Genomic DNA, 16,662 nt, shown 5'->3' with positions numbered 1-16,662 from the left:
GCGTCCGGACCTTACGGTGCGGCCTCCCGCGGGTGCGCGGTCATCGTCCGACGGTGCCCCGCGTCGTGGACGAGCACGTCGAGCAGCTCGCCGACGTGGTGGTCGCGCGCCCGGGACAGGACGTGACGTCCCGCACGCCGCTGGGTGACCAGACCGGCGAGCCGCAGCTTCGCCAGGTGCTGCGAGATCGCCGGCCGCGTCGCCCCCAGCCGCTCGGCGAGCGTGGAGACGTCGAGCTCGTCGCCGCAGAGCAGCCAGAGGATCCGCAGCCGCGTGGGGTCGGCGAGCATCCGCAGCCCCTCGACCGCGACGTCGACGTGCTCGGGCGCCGGGAGGTCCGCGAAGGGGCCGCTCGGCGCCCCGACGTTGTCGGTTGCGTACACATTTACGTATCGTGCCATCCGAAGAGATCGTGTTCCATGGGCTCCCGGCCGACGACGCCCGCACGGTGAGGACCACTGCCGATGAGCACCCCGTTCGACCGCCCCATCACCCGCCCCGCCGGACGCCCGCGCGCCGCCGGCCCCCGCCTCCCCGTGCGCGCGTGCGGCAGCGCCGCCGGGCACACCGCGCTCCTCGCCGAGATCCTCGCCCTGCACGACGCCCTGGTCGCCGCACCGTCGCTCGAGCCCGGCCCGGGCACCGACGCGCTGTTCACCCGGCTCGTCGGCCTCGCGGTCACCCCGCGCCCCGCGCACGTGGTGGAGGCGGTGCTCGCCGACGGGGAGCTGGCCGGGCGCCTGCCCGACCTGCGGGCCCGATGTGCGCGCGGCGAGTACGCCCTCGAGCGGGCCTGGGCCCGCCGCGTGCTCGCCGCGCCCGACCCCGCCGCGGAGCTCGAGCGCTTCCCCTACCTGCAGAACTACCGCGACCTCACCCGCATCGAGTACCACGCCGTCGCCGGCCACGCACCGCGCGCACCGCGGCGCGCCCTGTTCGTCGGCTCGGGACCGCTGCCCCTCTCGGCGCTCCTGCTGGCCCGCCACGGCGTCACGGTCGACGCCGTCGACGTCGACGCGGAGGCCGTCGCCCTCGGCGGCGCGCTGGCCCGCACGTTCGGCGACGACGTGACCGTGGCCGAGGGCGACGTGCTCGCCCTCGGCGACCTCGCGGGCTACGACCTCGTCTGCGTCGCCGCCCTCGTCGGCCTCGCCCCCGACGACAAGGCCGCGGCCCTGGCCCACGTCCGCGCGCGGATGCGGCCCGGCGCCACCGTGCTCGCCCGCAGCGCGCACTCGCTGCGCGGGCTGCTCTACCCCGTCCTCGACGTCGCCGGTGAGGGCCTCGGCGGCCTGGAGCCGGTCGCCGTGCTGCACCCGCACACCGACGTCGTCAACTCGGTGGTGCTCGCCCGCGTCCCGGCCTGATCGGGGACGCTGTCCCCGTGCCCCCCACCCGCACCCGCCCGCACCCGGCGGCGGTCGTCGCGGTCGCGCTGCTCGCGGCGATGATCGCCGCCGCGCTGTGGAACTCCGACGAGTCGGGGACGGGGGCGCGCCAGGTGGGCGCCGCCGCCCCCGCCCCCGTCGCCGCGCCGGCCCCCGTGCCCGGCGCTACGTGCGCCCCGACGGTGACCAACCCCGGCGGCCGCAACAACTATCGCGAGGACGCGCCGCGCGACGTGCCCCTGGGACGCGGGCTGGTGATCACGGGGACGGTGCGCGACACCGCGTGCCGGGTGCTGCCCGGCGTGCCGGTGCAGGTCTGGCTGCAGACCGCCCTGGGCAGCGAGCGGGAGAACCGCACCACCGTGCTGACCGGCCCCGACGGGCGCTACCGCGTCGCCAGCGACCCCGCCGTCGCTCAGTTCGGTGAGCCCAACGTGCACGTGGCCCACGACGTCGACGACAGCCCCTGGGCGTCGGTGTGGCAGCGCCACGTCCTGCGCTCCGACGACGAGCTCGCCGTCGTCGACCTGACCCTGGCGCCGGCCTCGTGAGGTGGGTCGTCGGGGTCGCGGTCCTGGGCGGGGTGCTCCTGCTCGGCCTGGCCGTCACCGCGCCCCACCTCGGGGAGGGCTCGCCGCTGCTCGTGGTGTCGACGCTCGCGGCCTGCGTCGCCGTCGCCGCGCTCGCGGCGCAGCCCTGGCTGACGCGACGGAAGGTCCCCGCGCACGTCCGGGTCGGCGGGGTGATCGGCGTCCTCGTCGCGGTGCACGTGCTGGCCCTGGTGCTCGAGAGCCCCGACGACGCGCTCTTCGCGATGTCGCCCGACGGCCCGACGCGCTCGCGGATGGCGCTCTTCGCGACGATCCTGCTCGCCGCCGTGACGCTGCTCGGCCTGCTGCGGCGCCGGCTGCGCTGGTCGGCGCCCACCTGGCGGTTCGTGCACGGGAGCCTCGCGGGGCTCGTCGTCGTCCTCGGGGTGGGGCACGCGGTGCTCATCCAGGGCGCCCTCGACGGCTGGGGCACGGCCGTGCTGCTCGGGCTCGGCGGCCTCGGGCTGGTCGGGGTGGTGGTGCGGCTGGTGGCCGTTCACCGGGCGGGTGGCGCGACCCCCCACGATCGTGGGCGGGTCCCGGCGGCGGACGACGCGCGCCCCTAGCGTCGGCGCCGTGGAGCCCACGCCGATCTACGCCGCCCTCACGCGCACCGACCGGGAGCGGCCGGCGACCCACGGCTCGGGGCGCCCGGTCACCGACCTCCTGCGCGAGCTGCGCGACGAGACCCCGGGTGACCGCCGGCCGGCGAGCGTGGGCCGCGTGCCGGGCCTGCTCACGTTCCCCCGGCACCGCTCCGACCGCCGGGATCCGTGACGGGTTCGCCCGACGAGCCCCGCGAGGACTCCGCGAGACCCGCCCGTCGCCGTTAGGGTCGGCGACCGTGAGCGTGCCGCCTCGTCCGTTCCAGCGCCTGGCGATCGTCAACCGTGGCGAGCCCGCGATGCGCTTGATCAACGCCGTCCGGGAGTGGAACGCCGAGCACTCCGGCGCCCTCCCCCCGATCCGCACGATCGCGGTGCACACCGCGGTCGACCGCCACGCGATGGCGGTGCGCGAGGCCGACGAGGCCGTCCTCATCGGGCCCGACGACCCCGACGACATGGGTCCGGTGCCCTACCTCGACCTGGCCGAGCTCGAGCGTGCCCTCGTCGCCACCCGCGCCGACGCCGTGTGGCCGGGCTGGGGCTTCGTCTCCGAGCGGGCCGAGTTCGCCGCGCTGTGCGAGCGGCTGGGCATCACGTTCGTGGGGCCGGGTTCCGAGACCATGCAGCGGCTCGGCGACAAGATCGAGTCCAAGCGGATCGCGGAGAGCGTCGGCGTGCCGATGGCTCCGTGGAGCGGCGGGCCGGTCGCCGACGTCGACGCCGCCCGGGCGGCCGCCGAGAAGATCGGCTTCCCGCTGATGGTCAAGGCGACCGCGGGCGGCGGCGGGCGCGGGATCCGCTTCGTCGCGCGGCCCGAGGACCTCGACGACGCCTTCACGCGCGCGTCGGCCGAGGGCGCACGGACCGCCGGCGACGGCACGGTGTTCCTCGAGGGCGCCGTGCGCGGCGGGCGCCACGTCGAGGTGCAGGTGGTCGCCGACGCCGCAGGCGGCGTGGTGACGCTCGGGGTGCGCGACTGCAGCGTGCAGCGCCGCAACCAGAAGGTGCTCGAGGAGTCCGCGTCCACCGCCCTGGACGCCGAGCAGGACCGGCTGCTGCGCCGGAGCGCCGCCGACCTCGCGCGCGCCGCCGGCTACGTCAACGCCGGCACCGTGGAGTTCCTCTACGACCCCCGCGGCGACGTGCTGACCTTCATGGAGGTCAACACCCGCCTGCAGGTCGAGCACCCGGTCACCGAGGCCGTGACCGGCGTCGACGTCGTCAAGCTGCAGCTGCACGTGGCGATGGGCGGCGAGCTCGCCGAGGTGCTCGGGGACGTCGACCCGATCCACCCGCCCGCCTCCGGGCACGCCATCGAGGCGCGGCTGACCGCCGAGGACCCCGAGCGCGGCTTCGCCCCGGCCCCCGGCGCGATCCGCCACCTCGTGCTGCCCGCCGGCCCCGGCATCCGGGTGGACACCGGCGTGGCCACCGGCGACGTCATCCCGCCGCAGTACGACTCCATGATCGCCAAGGTGATCGCCTGGGGCCGCACCCGCGACGAGGCCCGCGCCCGCCTCGCGCGCGCCATCCGCCAGACCGCCGTGGTCGTCGAGGGCGGCACCACCAACAAGGCGTTCCTGCTCGACCTGCTCTCGCGCCCCGAGGTCACCGAGGGCACCGCGGACACGACCTGGCTCGACACGATGATGGCCGACGGCTACACCCCGCCGCGCCGCGTCGACATCGCCCTGCTCGCCGCCGCCGTCGAGGCCCACGAGGCCCACGAGTTCCGCCAGCAGGGCCGGCTGTTCCTCTCCGCCGAGCGGGGGCGCCCCGAGGTCGGCCACGAGGTGTGGCACCAGGTCGACGTCCGCGTCGTGGGCGAGTCCTACCGGCTGCGGGTGGCCCGCACGCGCCCTTCGCACTACCGCGTCGTGCTCGAGGGGGACGGCGACGGCTCCGGGGTGGACGTCGTCGTCGAGCGCTCCGGGCGCTTCGAGCGCCGCCTGACCGTCGGCGGCCGCACGTTCGGCGTCCTGTCGGTGGCGCAGGGGCCGGACTACCTCGTCGAGGTCGACGGCGCCGTGCACCGCATCGCCGGCGGCGAGGCCGGCCTCGTGCGCGCGCCCGCCCCGGCCATGGTCGTCTCGATCCCCGTCTCCCCCGGCGACACGGTGGCCGAGGGCGACACCGTCGCCGTCGTCGAGAGCATGAAGCTCGAGACCGCGCTGCGGGCGCCGGTGTCCGGGCGGGTGGCCGAGGTGCTGGTCGACGCCAACACCCAGGTCGAGGGCGGCTCGCGGCTGGTCCGCCTCGAGCCCGACGCCGACGACCCGGGCGGGTCCTCCGGCGAGGAGCGGGTGAGCCTGGCGGCGCTGGTCTCGCCGCTGCCCGAGGACGAGCAGGCCGACGCCCGCACCCGGGCCCGCGACGCGCTCGCCGCCCTGCGCGCGCTCGTCCTGGGCTACGACGTCGACGAGCGCGAGGCGAAGCCCCTGCTCGACGCCCTCGACCGCGCCCGCGGCGAGCTGCCGCCCGACGACCCCGACCTCCTGCGCGACGAGATCGCCATCCTGCGGATCGTCGCGGACCTCTCGGCGCTCTCGCGCAACCGCCGCCTCGAGGGCGGTCCCGACGAGCTCGACGACACCGCGGTCGACGAGGAGTCGGCGCGCAACCCGCAGGAGTACTTCTACGCCTACCTGCGCTCGCGCGACGCCGACGCCGAGGTCCTGCCCGAGTCCTTCCGGCTCAAGCTCGGGCGCGCGCTCGCGCACTACGGGGTCCCCGACCTGGGGGCGGCGCCGGAGCTGCTCGGGCCGGCGCTCTACCGGATGTTCCTGGCCCACCGCCGCGCCGGGGCCCACCAGCCGGTGGTCGCGGCCCTGCTGAGCGCGCGCCTGCGGGCGCCGGAGTCGGTGCGCGCCGACGGCGAGGGCTACCGCACGGTGCTCGACCACCTCGTCGCGGCCACCCAGGTACGCCACCCGCAGATCGGCGACCTGGCCCGCCAGGTGCGGTTCCGCTGCTTCGACGCCCCGCTGATCGAGTCCGAGCGCGAGCAGACCCAGGAGCGGGTGCGCGCCGAGCTCGACGCCCTCTCCGACGACCCCGCGACCCGATCGGGCCAGATCGACGAGATCGTCGCGTCCGGCGAGCCGATCCTCGGGCTGTTCTCCGAGCGGCACCACGCCGCGATGCTCGAGGTGATGACCCGGCGGTACTACGGGCTCATCCGCGACCTCGGCGACGTGCGCGTCGAGCAGCACGACGGCCGCCCGCTGCTCATCGCGCGCTACACCCACGACGACCACTCGTACGTCGTGCTGGCGACGGTGGCGACGGTCGACCAGCCCGACGGCGCCACCGCGCCGGCCACGGTGTCGACCGACCTGCACCGCCTCATCGAGGCGCTCCCGGCCGGCGACACGGTGCTCGTCGACCTCTACGTCACCTCCCCGCGCGGCCCGGAGGCCCCCGACGGGCCCGAGGAGCGCGCGACGCGCATCCGCGACTCCATCGGCACCATCCCGGCCGCGGTCGGGCGGGTGACGGTCGGCATCCGGGGCACCGTCCACGACGGCGACCACGGCGGCGCCGCGACCAGCTGGTTCACGTTCCGCCGCGACGAGGCCGGCGCGCCGGTCGAGGACCGCACCCTGCGCGGCCTGCACCCGATGGTCGCCGAGCGGCTCGGCCTGTGGCGGCTGCGCGACTTCGAGCTCACGCGCCTGCCCTCGGCCACCGACGTACACCTGTTCCACGCGCAGGGCCGCAACGTGCCCGAGGACCGCCGGCTGATCGTCACCGGCGACGTCCGCGACCTCACGGTCCTGCGCGGGGACGACGGCGCGGTGCGGGCGCTCCCGCAGGTGGAGGCCGTGCTCGACGCGGCGCTGGACAGCCTGCGCTCGGCGCGCGCCGCCGACGCCGACCTCGCCGCGCTGCGCTGGAACCGGGTGCTGCTCTACGTGTGGCCGCTGGTGGAGGTCCCGCTCGCCGAGCTGGACGGCATCGTGCGCACGCTCGCGCCCCGCACCGAGTCGCTGGGCATCGAGCAGGTGATGGTGCGGTTCCGGACGCCGGACGGCGAGTTCCTGCTGCGCATGTCCCGGCCGCCGGGCGCGGGGCTCACGCTGCGGGTCACCGCACCGCCGACCCGGCCGATGGGCGAGCTCGACGCCTACACCCAGAAGGTCATCAAGGCCGCGCGCCGGGGCGCGCTCTACCCCTACGAGCTCATCCCGCTGCTCACGCGCAACCCCGACCCGGACGGCGCGGCGGGCACGTTCACCGAGTACGACATCGACCCCGAGACCCTGCGGCCGGTGCCGGTCGACCGCGTGCCCGGGTCGAACACCGCCAACTTCGTGCTCGGCATGGTCAGCACGCCGACGCAGCGCCAGCCCGAGGGTCTGACGCGCGTCGTGCTGCTCGGCGACCCGACCCGCGCCCTGGGGGCCATCGCGGAGCCCGAGTGCCGCCGGGTGCTCGCCGCGATCGACCTCGCCCGCGAGCACCGCGTGCCGATCGAGTGGTACGCGGTCTCGGCCGGCGCCAAGATCGCCATGGACTCCGGCACGGAGAACATGGACTGGATCTCCCGCGTGCTGCGGGAGATCATCGAGTTCACCCAGGCCGGCGGCGAGATCAACGTCGTCGTCACGGGCATCAACGTCGGCGCCCAGCCCTACTGGAACGCCGAGGCCACGATGCTCATGCACACGCGGGGCGTGCTCGTCATGACCCCCGACTCGGCCATGGTGCTCACCGGCAAGCAGTCGCTGGACTACTCCGGCGGCGTCTCGGCCGAGGACAACTACGGCATCGGCGGCTACGACCGGATCATGGGCCCGAACGGCGAGGCGCAGTACTGGGCCCCGGACCTCTCGGGCGCGGTCGACGTGCTGCTCGCGCACTACGCGCACACCTACGTCGTGCCCGGCGAGCGGTTCCCCCGGGTCGCGCCGACCGACGACCCGATCGAGCGCGACGTGCGCACCGCGCCCCACCACGGCGACGGGTTCTCGGTGGTCGGCGAGATCTTCGACCCGGCCGTCAACGCCGAGCGCAAGAAGCCGTTCGACATCCGCTCGCTGATGGGCGGCGTCGCCGACGCCGACCACCCGACCCTCGAGCGCTGGGCCGACATGCAGGCCGCCGAGTCGGTGGTGGTGCTCGACGCCCACCTCGGCGGGCAGCCCGTCGAGCTCATCGGCATCGAGTCCAAGCCGCTGCCCCGCCACGGCCCGCCACCGGTCGACGGGCCGTCGCAGTGGACCGCCGGGACGCTGTTCCCCCGCTCGTCGAAGAAGACGGCGCGGGCGATCAACGCCGCGAGCGGCAACCGGCCGGTGGTCGTCCTGGCCAACCTGTCGGGCTTCGACGGCTCCCCCGAGTCGCTGCGCGGCCTGCAGCTCGAGTACGGCGCGGAGATCGGCCGGGCGGTGGTCAACTTCGACGGGCCGATCGTGTTCTGCGTGGTCTCGCGCTACCACGGCGGCGCCTTCGTCGTGTTCTCCGGGACGCTCAACGACGACATGGAGATCGCCGCGGTCGAGGGCTCCTACGCCTCGGTGATCGGCGGAGCGCCGGCGGCCGCGGTGGTGTTCTCCGGCGAGGTCGCCAAGCGCACCGCCGCCGACCCGCGCGTCGCCGAGCTCGAGAGCCGGATCAGCGAGCGGCTCGAGCGCGGCGAGGACGTCGCGGAGCTGCGCGGCGAGCTGGCGAACGTCCGCCCGGTGGTGCGCTCGGAGAAGCTCGGCGAGGTCGCCGACGAGTTCGACACGAAGCACTCGGTGGCCCGGGCCCAGGAGATGGGCTCGGTGCACGCGATCGTCGACCCCGCGCGCCTGCGGCCCTACCTCGTCGAGGCCGTGCGCCGCGGGATGGACAGGACGCTGGCGCGGGGCTCGTCGGCGTCCTCGTCGGTGTCGTCGCCGGTGTCCTGATCCGCGGTCTCGTCCTCCTCCCCCGCCCGCGGGGCGGGGAGGGCGAGATCGAGCTGGTCGTCCCCGGCCCGCTGGGGGCGCCGGTAGTGGGACACCACCCACCCCGACTCGCGCGGGTGCCCGTGGACGAACGACATGCCCCCAGGAAACCACGGGGGTCCGACAGGTGCGCCGCTAGCGGACGACGAAGCCGAGCCCGCGGCCGGTGGCGGCCTCGCGGGCGCAGGCGAGCACGCGGGCGAGGTCGGGGTCGTCGGCCCGGTCGCCGGCGTCGACGACGACCGTCAGCACCGCGCCCTCCCCCGCGCCGGCGATCACGGCGTGCAGTCGGCAGCTCAGGGTGGCGGGGTCGCCGGGGACGGCGACGACGACCTCGGCGGGCTCGTGGTGCTCGGGGTGCTCGGGGTGCTCGGGCATGTCGGCCGACTCGCTCGACTCGCTCGACATCGGCAGTGCAGTGGTCACGGGCCCTCCTCGGGCGCTCGGAGCGCCGGTCGGGAACGGGCGACCGCACCGTCGACCCGGACTCCTCACTGTTGTACCCCGATCGGGTCATGTCCACGCCCCACGGCGCCCGAGACCTCCTCGTTGCCCGGCTGAGCGCTCGCCGTTTCCGGTCAGGGTTGACCGTTCCGGTGACCCGACGGGAGGCTGCGGCGGAGCAACGGCGACGAGGAGGTCGGGTGCAGGACTTCACGGAGATCGAGTACTCGGTGACCGACGGGATCGCCACCGTCGTGCTCGACCGGGAGGCGCGGATGAACGCGTTCACCGGGCGGATGTGCGACGAGCTCGTGGCCGCCTGCGACGCGATCGACGCCGACGACGCGGTGCGCGTGCTCGTGGTCACCGGGCGGGGCCGGGCGTTCTGCGCGGGTGCCGACCTGGGCGAGGGCGGCAGCACGTTCGACGACCGTGGCCGGGACCCCTCCGACACGAAGGCCGCCCGCTACGGCGAGGTCGACGGCGTCGGGCGCGACCGGGGCGGGGTGGTCTCGCTGCGCCTGGCCGCCCTGCGCGTCCCGGTCATCGCGGCGGTCAACGGGCCCGCCGTGGGCGTCGGGGCCACGATGACCCTGCCGATGGACGTGCGCATCGCCGGCGCGTCGGCACGCTTCGGCTTCGTCTTCGCGCGCCGCGGGATCGTGCCCGAGGCGGCCTCGAGCTGGTTCCTGCCGCGGGTCGTGGGCATCTCGCGGGCCATGGAGTGGGCGATGACCGGGCGCGTGTTCGGGGCGCGCGAGGCGCTCGAGGGCGGGCTCGTGTCGCGCGTCGTGCCCGACGAGGACCTGCTCGACACCGCCGACGCGCTGGCCCGCGAGGTCGCCGAGAACACCTCGTCGGTGTCGGTGGCCGTCACCCGGCAGATGATGTGGTCGATGCTCTCGGCCGCGTCGCCGTGGGAGGCGCACGCGCTGGACTCGCGGGCCGTCCTCGAGCTCGGCCGCGACGCCGACGCCGCCGAGGGCGTCACCGCGTTCCTCGAGAAGCGCCCGCCCGCCTTCCCGCTGCGGCGCACCCGCGACCACACCGACCTCGTGCCGCAGTGGCCCGCCCGGCCGTGACGCCGGTCAGGCGGGCAGCGGCTCGGGCATCTGGACGCTGTCGGTGAGCGCCGTGAGCGCCGCCCGGTCGCCCGACAGGTCGAGCAGCCCCCCGGCCTCGGCGTCGGCGACCGGCATGCCCATGTGCACGATGCCCGCCAGCGTGGTGGGCGAGCACCGCACGGTGGCGTCGGGGTCGGCGACCTCGCCGCGCTCGATGTCGAGCTCGCCGTGCGCGAGGTGCACGCGGAAGGGCTGCTCGTCGAGGACCAGCTGCAGGGTCACGTCGACGTCCGCGGCGCGCTCGGGCACGAACAGGGTGCGCAGCGACAGGATGAAGGAGTCGACCTTGATGCTGTCGGCCGGCGGCAGCGCGCGGGCGGCCCAGCGCCCGAGCGACTGGAGCACCGGCTCGAGCTCCTGACCCCACTCGGTGAGCTCGTAGACCGCGGACGCGGCCGGCGGGGGCAGCCGGCGCCGGCGCAGCACGCCCGCGTCCTCGAGCTCGCGCAGCCGCTGGGAGAGCACGTTCGGGCTGGCGTGCGGCAGGCCGGCCCGCAGGTCGGTGAAGCGCTTGGGCCCGAGCACCAGTTCGCGGACGACGAGCAGCGCCCAGCGCTCGCCGACCAGGTCGAGCGCGTGCGCGGCGCCGCAGCCGTCGAAGTAGTCCCGTCGTGCAGCCATAGCCGCAGATTACCACCGGATACGTCTATCGACCCGATGAGTTGCTTTGTAGGACCATCACGATCCGTGCTCGGCCGTGACCACCCCGTGCTCCCACGCGAACGCGATGAGCCGGGGGCGGTCGGGCAGGCCGAGCTTGTCGAGCACCCGCCCGAGATGGGTCTTCACCGTCGTCTCCCCCAGGTGCAGCCGGGCCGCGACCTCGGCGTTCGACAGCCCGCGGGCCACCTCGGCCAGCACCTCGGCCTCACGGGCGGTGAGCGCGGCCAGCTCCCGGGGCGGCTCGGGGCGGGGCCGCGCCCGGGCCACGGCGGCCACCACGCGCGGCACCACCGACGGGTCCAGCGCGCCCTGACCCGCCGCCACCCGCCGCACGGCGTCGAGCATCTGCTCGGGCGGCGCGGTCTTGAGCAGGAACCCCGCGACACCCGCGCGCAGCGCCGCCTCGAGCGTCTCGTCCTCGTCGAGCGTGGTCAGGACGAGCACGCGCGCCGCGGAGCCGGCCTCGGCGAGGGCCCGGGCGGCGCCGATGCCGTCGAGCCCGGGCATGCGCACGTCCATGAGGACCACGTCGGCCCGGGCGTCGAGCGCGACGCGCACCGCGGCGCGCCCGTCGGGGGCCTCGCCCGCGACGACGAGGTCGGGCTCGCCCTCGAGCAGCATCCGGAGCCCCGCGCGCACGAGGTTCTCGTCGTCGGCGAGGACGACGCGGATGGGCGCGGGTGCGCTCACGCCGTCACCACCGGGGCGGGCGCCAGCGGGAGGACGGCCTCGACCCGGTACCCGCCGCCCTCGCGCGGGCCGGCGTCCAGGGTGCCGCCGAAGAGGGCGGCGCGCTCGCGCATGTGGAGCAGGCCGTGGCCGCCGTGGACGTCGGCGGGGGCGGTGCCCGGGCCGGTGCCGCGATCCTGCACGACGATCGCGAGCGACTCCCGGCGGTGGGTCAGCACGACCTCGGCCTCCGCGGTGCCGGCGTGGCGCAGGACGTTGGTGAGGGCCTCGGCGACGATCCGGTAGGCCGAGGTGTCCATCGCGGGCGCCAGCGGCGCCGGCTCCCCGTCGTGGCGCACGGTCACCGCGAGCCCGACCCGGCCCAGCTCGGCGACCAGGCCGTCGAGCCGCGCGAGCGAGGGCGCGGGGTCGCGCCCGGCCGCGTCGTCGGCGTCCTCGCGCAGCGCGCCGACGACGCGGCGCAGCTCGTCGACCGAGCGCCGGCCCAGCTCCTCGACCGAGCGCAGCACGTCGCCCTCCGGGGTCTCCTGCAGGCGGCGGCGCAGGACGCCGACCTGCAGGGTCATGACGCTGACCGTGTGTGCGACGGCGTCGTGGAGCTCGCGGGAGATGCGGGCCCGCTCCTCGACCACCGCGAGGCGCCCGGAGCGCTCGCGCTCGGCGGCCAGCGCGGCGGCGAGCTCGCGCAGCTCCCGGCGGCGCCGGCCCTCCCGGCGCAGCAGCCACCCGACCAGCCAGGCCCCGCCCATCGTCACCGCGAAGAAGCCGAACTCGAACACCGACTCGCCGTGCGCGACGAGCCCGCCGGACCCGCCGAGCGCCGCCAGGACGGCCCCCGGGGCGCTCCACCGCGGGCGCATCCGGAGGGCGCCCCAGCCGACGAGCGCCATCATCGCGATCAGCGCGGTGCCGCCGATCCCGGGTGTCCGCGCGGCGAGGAGCACCTGGACGGGGAACGTCAGCGCGGCGGCGAGCACCCCGACCGCGGGAGCCAGCGGCGCGAGCGCGGCGCCGAGGACGAGCAGCGCGATCGGCAGCACGAGGACCTGCGGGGCGACGCCGCGGTAGGTCGCGGCCTCGACCAGGCTCCCGGCGAGCACCAGCCCGCCGGCGACGAGGCCGGCGAGGAGCCTGCCCGGCACGGGACCCATCGCGGGGAGCCTAGGCGTCCCCCGTCGCCACGGGGTCCTCCTGCGGGAGGACCCCGGGTGGACCGTGGGAGGAGTTGATCGAGCTTCGAACACGATGTGTGATCGTAGGCGGGTTCCTAGGGTTCCGGTCATCGCTCGCAGAGAGCAACCTGGACACGAGGAGCCACCATGAGCATCACGACCGACCCCACCGTCACGATCGCCACCCGCTCCGCGACCGAGCCCGTGGGCCCGGCACCCCTGCGCTTCGCCGCCGGCCTCGCCCTGGTCGCGTTCCCGGTCCTGTTCACGGCCGGCATCGCCACGTCACCACCCCAGGCGTCGGACGCGTCGCGGGACTACGTCGCGAGCCTCGGGGCCGACCCGGCGCTCACGGCCCTGTCCGCCGGCCTCCTGCACTACTCGTGGGTGGCCTTCGCGCTCGGCGTCCTGGCGATCATCGGGCTCGTGCGGGGCCCGCGGGGCCGGGTGGTGGTGCCGCTCGCCGCGGTGGTCACCTCCTTCTCGGCGATCCAGCTCTCGGGTCTGCTGGCCTACGACTGGTTCATCGGCGCGGCGGCGAACACCGTCCCGCTCGACCAGGCGACGACGATCTTCGACACCGCCGTCGCCGACCCGTGGGTGGCGACGTGGCTGGTCAGCGGGCGCCTCGTCGGCTTCGTCGGCATCCCGCTCGTGATCGCGGCCCTCGCCCGCGCCGGCGTCGTCAGCTGGTGGCTGCTGCTCGCGCCGGTGATCGGGTTCGCCGGCTTCGTCGTGCCCGTGCCCTTCGGCATCCTCGCCGGCATGGCCCTGTCGGTGGCGCCGATGATCGTGGTCGGCGCCCGCCTGCTGCAGCGCTCCTCGGCCCGCGTGCGCCGCGAGGAGATCGCCGCCTCCTGAGCACCTCCGCCCGCCCCGGAACGAACGAACGCGCCGTTCGCTGCTTCCAGCGCAGCGAACGGCGCGTTCGTGTCGTGCGGGCGGCGCTCAGGTGCCGGGGGCGATGAAGAACTCGAGGGCGATGTTGTCGGGGTCGCGGAACGAGATGCCCGACCCGTAGTGCGCCTTCTTGATCCCGCCGTGCTGGATGCCGAGCTGGTCGAGCTTGTCGCGCCACTGCTCGAGCTCGGCGGTGCCCGACAGGCCGAAGCTCACGTGGTCGAGGCCGGTGCGGCGCTCGTCGGCGCGGTCCTTGGCCTCGCGGCCCATGTGCGTGTGCAGCCCGAAGAGGGAGCCACCGTCGAGCGCGTACACCACGTGGTGGAACTCGCCGCCCTCCTCGTCCTCGGTGAGCACCGGGTCGGCGCCGAAGAGGCGGGTGTACCACTCGGTGCTGCGACCGATGTCGGAGACGGTGATCGCGACGTGCTGCAGGCCGGGGAAGGCCATGGCCGGGGCTCCTTTGCCTCGTTGCGACGTACTCAGTCGTGGTGCTGCCACTGCGGGGCCCGCTTCGCGAGGAAGGCCGACATGCCCTCCTGGGCGTCGCAGGTCATGGCGTTGGTCGCCATCGTCTCGCGCATCTCCTCGTAGGCGGCGTCCTCGGGCAGGTCGACCTGCCGGTAGAACGCCTCCTTGCCGATGCGCAGGGTGACCGCGCTGGCGTCGGCGACCTTGGCCGCCAGCGCGCGCACCGCGCCGTCGAGCTCGTCGGCCGCGACGACCTGGTTGACAAGGCCCCAGTCGGCGGCGGTGGCGGCGTCGATCGTCTCGCCGGTGAGCAGCAGCTGCATCGCGCGCTTGCGCCCGATCGCCCGGGTCACCGCGACCATCGGGGTCGAGCAGAACAGCCCGATCTTCACGCCCGGCGTGCCGAACACCGCGCCCTGCGCGGCCACCGCCAGGTCGCAGGCGGCGACGAGCTGGCACCCCGCGGCCACCGCGACGCCCTGCACCGCGGCGATCACCGGCTGGGGCACCGCGTGCAGCGCGGTCATGAGGTCGGTGCAGACCGCGAAGACCTCGCGCTCCTCCTCCAGCGTCCGGTCGACCATCTCGGAGAGGTCGTGTCCGGCGGAGAACGCGGGCCCCTCGGCGCGCAGCACGATCGCCCGCACGCCCTCACGCGCCGAGACGTCGCGCAGCGCCGCGGTCAGCTCGGTCATCGTCGCGACCGACAGCGCGTTGCGCCGCTTCGGGTTGTCGAGGGTGAGCACCGCCGTGGGTCCGTCGATCTCGACCCTGACGGCGCCCGGGGTGACGGTGGGGTCAGCAGCCGCGGTCGCGCTCATGCGTCCACGTCTATCAGTCGTGCGCGACCGCGGCCAGATCAGGACGGGCCATCCGTGCCCGTCCGACCGGACGGGGTCAGGCGCCCTGCATCCAGATCGCGCGCCGCTCCTCGTGGGTGCGGGCGTGGTCGACGGCCGCGAGGCGGCGGCGCTGCTCGTCGTCGGCGGCACCCTGCGCGAGCGCCCGCTCGGCCTCGGCCATCGCGGCGTCGGCCGCCGCCTCCGCCGCCGACGACGGACGCGGCTGGCGGTGCGAGTCCTGCGGCGCCTCGGCCGCGTCGCCGTGGTCCTCCGGGTCGTCCGGACGGCGCTCGCGCTTGTACGGGTTGTCCGGCGGCAGCTTCGCCGACGCCCGCCCGTAGGCGCCGGTGAACAGCAGCACGCACCCGGCGCCGATCGAGAAGAAGACGTTGGGCAGGCGGAACGCCAGCAGGTTGTACGCGGTGCCGATCAGCGCGAGGTTGACGAACGCCGAGACCAGGAACAGCGTCCCGACCACCATCATCACCGTGGAGGCCAGGCGGCCGCCGCGGATCGCCGCGGCGACGAGCACCACGGCGGTCACCAGCGAGATCGTCGAGAGGGCGCCGTTGGTCGAGAGACCGAGCACCGGCGCGCCCTCGGTGTCGAAGAACGACAGCCCGCCGACGAGGCCGAGCACGCCGAACGCCGCGATCACCAGCGCGACCACGACCGCGCCGATGCGGTGGACCTGGACGACGCCGGCGCCGCTGGTCATCGCGCGTCCCGCTGCTCGGCCTCGCGGCGGGCCTCGGCCCCGGTCTCCCCCGCGTAGCCGGGGTCCTGCCCCGCGGCGCGGCCGACGAAGACGTCGGTCTCCCCGGTGCCCGTGACCGAGCCCTGGTCGCCGCGGTTCTCCGGGTGCGCGCCGCCGGTGGCGCGGGACGCGGCGGTGCGCGGGTCGTGCCCGGCGTCGGACTCGGTGGGCTGCGTGGCGGTGGACGGGCCGACGGGCCCGCTCTCGCCGGTCAGGCGGGCGCGCCAGCGGGCGAGGGTGTCGGCGAGGGACATGACGGGTGCTCCCGGATGTGATCGGTGGTGTCCCACGAGCATCGGCCGCGCGGGACACCCCGAAACGTCACGTCCTCACCAGCGGTGTGCCGCCCGCTCCCCCGCCTCGAGGTAGGAGGGGTCGAGCCACGGCGGCAGCTCGGTGGGGACGCCGACCTCGGCGGACTCCCCGCGGAACGTCACCGTGGCGTGGGTGCCGTCGTGCACGACCTCGACGTGCTCGAGGTTGCGCGCCTCTCCCGGATCGTGGCCGAGGGCGGCGGCCGCGAACCCGCGCAGGAGGGCGGAGTGCGTCGAGACGAGGGCGACCGCCTGCGGGTCGAGCACCCGGATGCCCGCCCACGCGCGGTAGGCGATCACTTGGGGCGGCTCGAAGTGCAGGCTCACCAGGTCCATCCAGCGGTCGATCGGCCCACCGAGACGCGATCCGGCGCCGTAGTCGGTGTCGAAGCGGTCGTACGCGGCGACCCAGTCGGGGACGCCGTCGCCGTTCTCCTCGAACCGCAGCCGGTGCGCGGCGACGCCGGACGACTCCCGCGCCGCCCCGTCGTGGAGGAACTGCACGCTGTCGAACCGGCCCTCGGTGTATAGCTCGCCGAGGTGCAGGTCGGGCCGGCGCCCGGCGAGCCCCTCGCGCAGGCCGCGGGCCGTCGCCGTCGCCCGGGCCGTCGGCGCGTGCGGGAGCACCACGGTCGCCGACGCCGGCAGCTCCGCCGCCAGCTCCGCGGCCTTCGCGCGGACTTGGTCCTCGCCGTGCTCGGTGAGCCCGACGTCGTCGAAGTAGCCGTGGGTCTCGCCGTGGCGGATCAGCAGCACCCGGGTCATG

Annotated in this window: 17 protein-coding genes; 7 read left to right on the top strand and 10 right to left on the bottom strand. The window is 75.6% G+C overall.

Annotated elements, in window-relative coordinates; translation table 11 throughout:
* Positions 1-11: 11 nt before the first annotated feature.
* Positions 12-383, bottom strand: coding sequence for an ArsR/SmtB family transcription factor (locus ACFPK1_RS09905; protein ID WP_378020751.1), 372 nt, complete (start codon positions 381-383; stop codon positions 12-14).
* Between the two features lie 81 nt (positions 384-464).
* Here ACFPK1_RS09905 and ACFPK1_RS09900 point away from each other — a divergent pair, with 81 nt between their 5' ends.
* The 5 genes from ACFPK1_RS09900 to ACFPK1_RS09880 all read left to right on the top strand — a co-directional run bounded on the left by ACFPK1_RS09900 (position 465) and on the right by ACFPK1_RS09880 (position 8,480).
* The gene (locus ACFPK1_RS09900; protein WP_378020750.1) at positions 465-1,367 is read left to right on the top strand and encodes a nicotianamine synthase family protein; all 903 of its coding nucleotides are present in this window, start codon (positions 465-467) and stop codon (positions 1,365-1,367) included.
* A gap of 17 nt (positions 1,368-1,384) precedes the next feature.
* Positions 1,385-1,939, top strand: coding sequence for a peptidase associated/transthyretin-like domain-containing protein (locus ACFPK1_RS09895; RefSeq protein ID WP_378020749.1), 555 nt, complete (start codon positions 1,385-1,387; stop codon positions 1,937-1,939).
* Positions 1,936-2,544 (top strand): hypothetical protein, encoded by a 609-nt coding sequence (locus ACFPK1_RS09890; RefSeq protein ID WP_378020748.1) that lies wholly within the window; start codon positions 1,936-1,938, stop codon positions 2,542-2,544. Before ACFPK1_RS09895 ends, ACFPK1_RS09890 begins: the two co-directional genes overlap by 4 nt.
* A gap of 10 nt (positions 2,545-2,554) precedes the next feature.
* Positions 2,555-2,755, top strand: a complete 201-nt coding sequence (locus ACFPK1_RS09885; RefSeq protein WP_378020747.1) for a hypothetical protein — start codon at positions 2,555-2,557, stop codon at positions 2,753-2,755.
* A gap of 67 nt (positions 2,756-2,822) precedes the next feature.
* A complete protein-coding gene (locus tag ACFPK1_RS09880; protein WP_378020746.1) occupies positions 2,823-8,480 on the top strand; it encodes an ATP-binding protein in 5,658 nt (1,885 codons plus the stop codon).
* 174 nt (positions 8,481-8,654) lie between these two features.
* Here ACFPK1_RS09880 and ACFPK1_RS09875 read toward each other — a convergent pair whose 3' ends face one another.
* On the bottom strand, positions 8,655-8,945 hold the full coding sequence (locus ACFPK1_RS09875; RefSeq protein WP_378020745.1) for a hypothetical protein: 291 nt from the start codon (positions 8,943-8,945) through the stop codon (positions 8,655-8,657).
* Between the two features lie 218 nt (positions 8,946-9,163).
* Between ACFPK1_RS09875 and ACFPK1_RS09870 the strand changes: the two genes are divergently transcribed.
* The gene (locus ACFPK1_RS09870; protein ID WP_378020744.1) at positions 9,164-10,045 is read left to right on the top strand and encodes an enoyl-CoA hydratase-related protein; all 882 of its coding nucleotides are present in this window, start codon (positions 9,164-9,166) and stop codon (positions 10,043-10,045) included.
* 6 nt (positions 10,046-10,051) lie between these two features.
* Here the strand turns inward: ACFPK1_RS09870 and ACFPK1_RS09865 are convergent, their stop codons facing one another.
* Genes ACFPK1_RS09865 through ACFPK1_RS09855 form a run of 3 tightly spaced genes read right to left on the bottom strand, consistent with a single transcriptional unit; the run spans position 10,052 to position 12,591 of the window.
* A complete protein-coding gene (locus ACFPK1_RS09865; RefSeq protein WP_378020743.1) occupies positions 10,052-10,708 on the bottom strand; it encodes a winged helix-turn-helix transcriptional regulator in 657 nt (218 codons plus the stop codon).
* Positions 10,709-10,765: 57 nt separating this feature from the next.
* Positions 10,766-11,440, bottom strand: coding sequence for a response regulator (locus ACFPK1_RS09860; RefSeq protein ID WP_378020742.1), 675 nt, complete (start codon positions 11,438-11,440; stop codon positions 10,766-10,768).
* Complete coding sequence (locus ACFPK1_RS09855; protein ID WP_378020741.1) at positions 11,437-12,591, bottom strand: sensor histidine kinase; 1,155 nt, start codon at positions 12,589-12,591, stop codon at positions 11,437-11,439. Before ACFPK1_RS09855 ends, ACFPK1_RS09860 begins: the two co-directional genes overlap by 4 nt.
* Positions 12,592-12,759: 168 nt before the next feature.
* Here ACFPK1_RS09855 and ACFPK1_RS09850 point away from each other — a divergent pair, with 168 nt between their 5' ends.
* Positions 12,760-13,473: a hypothetical protein gene (locus tag ACFPK1_RS09850; RefSeq protein ID WP_378020740.1), complete on the top strand. Its 714-nt coding sequence runs from the start codon at positions 12,760-12,762 to the stop codon at positions 13,471-13,473.
* Positions 13,474-13,560: 87 nt separating this feature from the next.
* On the opposite strand, the gene ACFPK1_RS09845 is transcribed toward ACFPK1_RS09850, so the two are convergent.
* From ACFPK1_RS09845 to ACFPK1_RS09825, 5 genes are all read right to left on the bottom strand, one after another.
* On the bottom strand, positions 13,561-13,962 hold the full coding sequence (locus tag ACFPK1_RS09845) for a VOC family protein (protein WP_378020739.1): 402 nt from the start codon (positions 13,960-13,962) through the stop codon (positions 13,561-13,563).
* Between the two features lie 32 nt (positions 13,963-13,994).
* The gene (locus tag ACFPK1_RS09840) at positions 13,995-14,804 is read right to left on the bottom strand and encodes an enoyl-CoA hydratase (protein ID WP_378020738.1); all 810 of its coding nucleotides are present in this window, start codon (positions 14,802-14,804) and stop codon (positions 13,995-13,997) included.
* Between the two features lie 76 nt (positions 14,805-14,880).
* On the bottom strand, positions 14,881-15,543 hold the full coding sequence (locus tag ACFPK1_RS09835; RefSeq protein WP_378020737.1) for a DUF4383 domain-containing protein: 663 nt from the start codon (positions 15,541-15,543) through the stop codon (positions 14,881-14,883).
* Complete coding sequence (locus ACFPK1_RS09830; RefSeq protein WP_378020736.1) at positions 15,540-15,836, bottom strand: hypothetical protein; 297 nt, start codon at positions 15,834-15,836, stop codon at positions 15,540-15,542. Before ACFPK1_RS09830 ends, ACFPK1_RS09835 begins: the two co-directional genes overlap by 4 nt.
* A 75-nt stretch (positions 15,837-15,911) precedes the next feature.
* On the bottom strand, positions 15,912-16,661 hold the full coding sequence (locus tag ACFPK1_RS09825) for a histidine phosphatase family protein (RefSeq protein ID WP_378020735.1): 750 nt from the start codon (positions 16,659-16,661) through the stop codon (positions 15,912-15,914).
* Position 16,662: the final 1 nt, after the last annotated feature.

This window comes from Actinomycetospora rhizophila (genome assembly GCF_042657905.1).
GTDB classification, from domain to species: Bacteria; Actinomycetota; Actinomycetes; order Mycobacteriales; family Pseudonocardiaceae; genus Actinomycetospora; species Actinomycetospora rhizophila.
Note: the sequence above shows the minus strand (reverse complement) of the source record. Positions and strands in the feature narration are given on the sequence as shown.

Excerpts from the sequence above, each read along its gene's own strand:
- ACFPK1_RS09900 (WP_378020750.1), top strand. The coding sequence starts at position 465 with ATGAGCACCCCGTTCGACCGCCCCATCACCCGCCCCGCCGGACGCCCG.
- ACFPK1_RS09865 (WP_378020743.1), bottom strand. The coding sequence starts at position 10,708 with ATGGCTGCACGACGGGACTACTTCGACGGCTGCGGCGCCGCGCACGCG.
- ACFPK1_RS09855 (WP_378020741.1), bottom strand. The coding sequence starts at position 12,591 with ATGGGTCCCGTGCCGGGCAGGCTCCTCGCCGGCCTCGTCGCCGGCGGG.
- ACFPK1_RS09850 (WP_378020740.1), top strand. The coding sequence starts at position 12,760 with ATGAGCATCACGACCGACCCCACCGTCACGATCGCCACCCGCTCCGCG.
- ACFPK1_RS09845 (WP_378020739.1), bottom strand. The coding sequence starts at position 13,962 with ATGGCCTTCCCCGGCCTGCAGCACGTCGCGATCACCGTCTCCGACATC.
- ACFPK1_RS09840 (WP_378020738.1), bottom strand. The coding sequence starts at position 14,804 with ATGAGCGCGACCGCGGCTGCTGACCCCACCGTCACCCCGGGCGCCGTC.
- ACFPK1_RS09835 (WP_378020737.1), bottom strand. The coding sequence starts at position 15,543 with ATGACCAGCGGCGCCGGCGTCGTCCAGGTCCACCGCATCGGCGCGGTC.
- ACFPK1_RS09830 (WP_378020736.1), bottom strand. The coding sequence starts at position 15,836 with ATGTCCCTCGCCGACACCCTCGCCCGCTGGCGCGCCCGCCTGACCGGC.
- ACFPK1_RS09825 (WP_378020735.1), bottom strand. The coding sequence starts at position 16,661 with ATGACCCGGGTGCTGCTGATCCGCCACGGCGAGACCCACGGCTACTTC.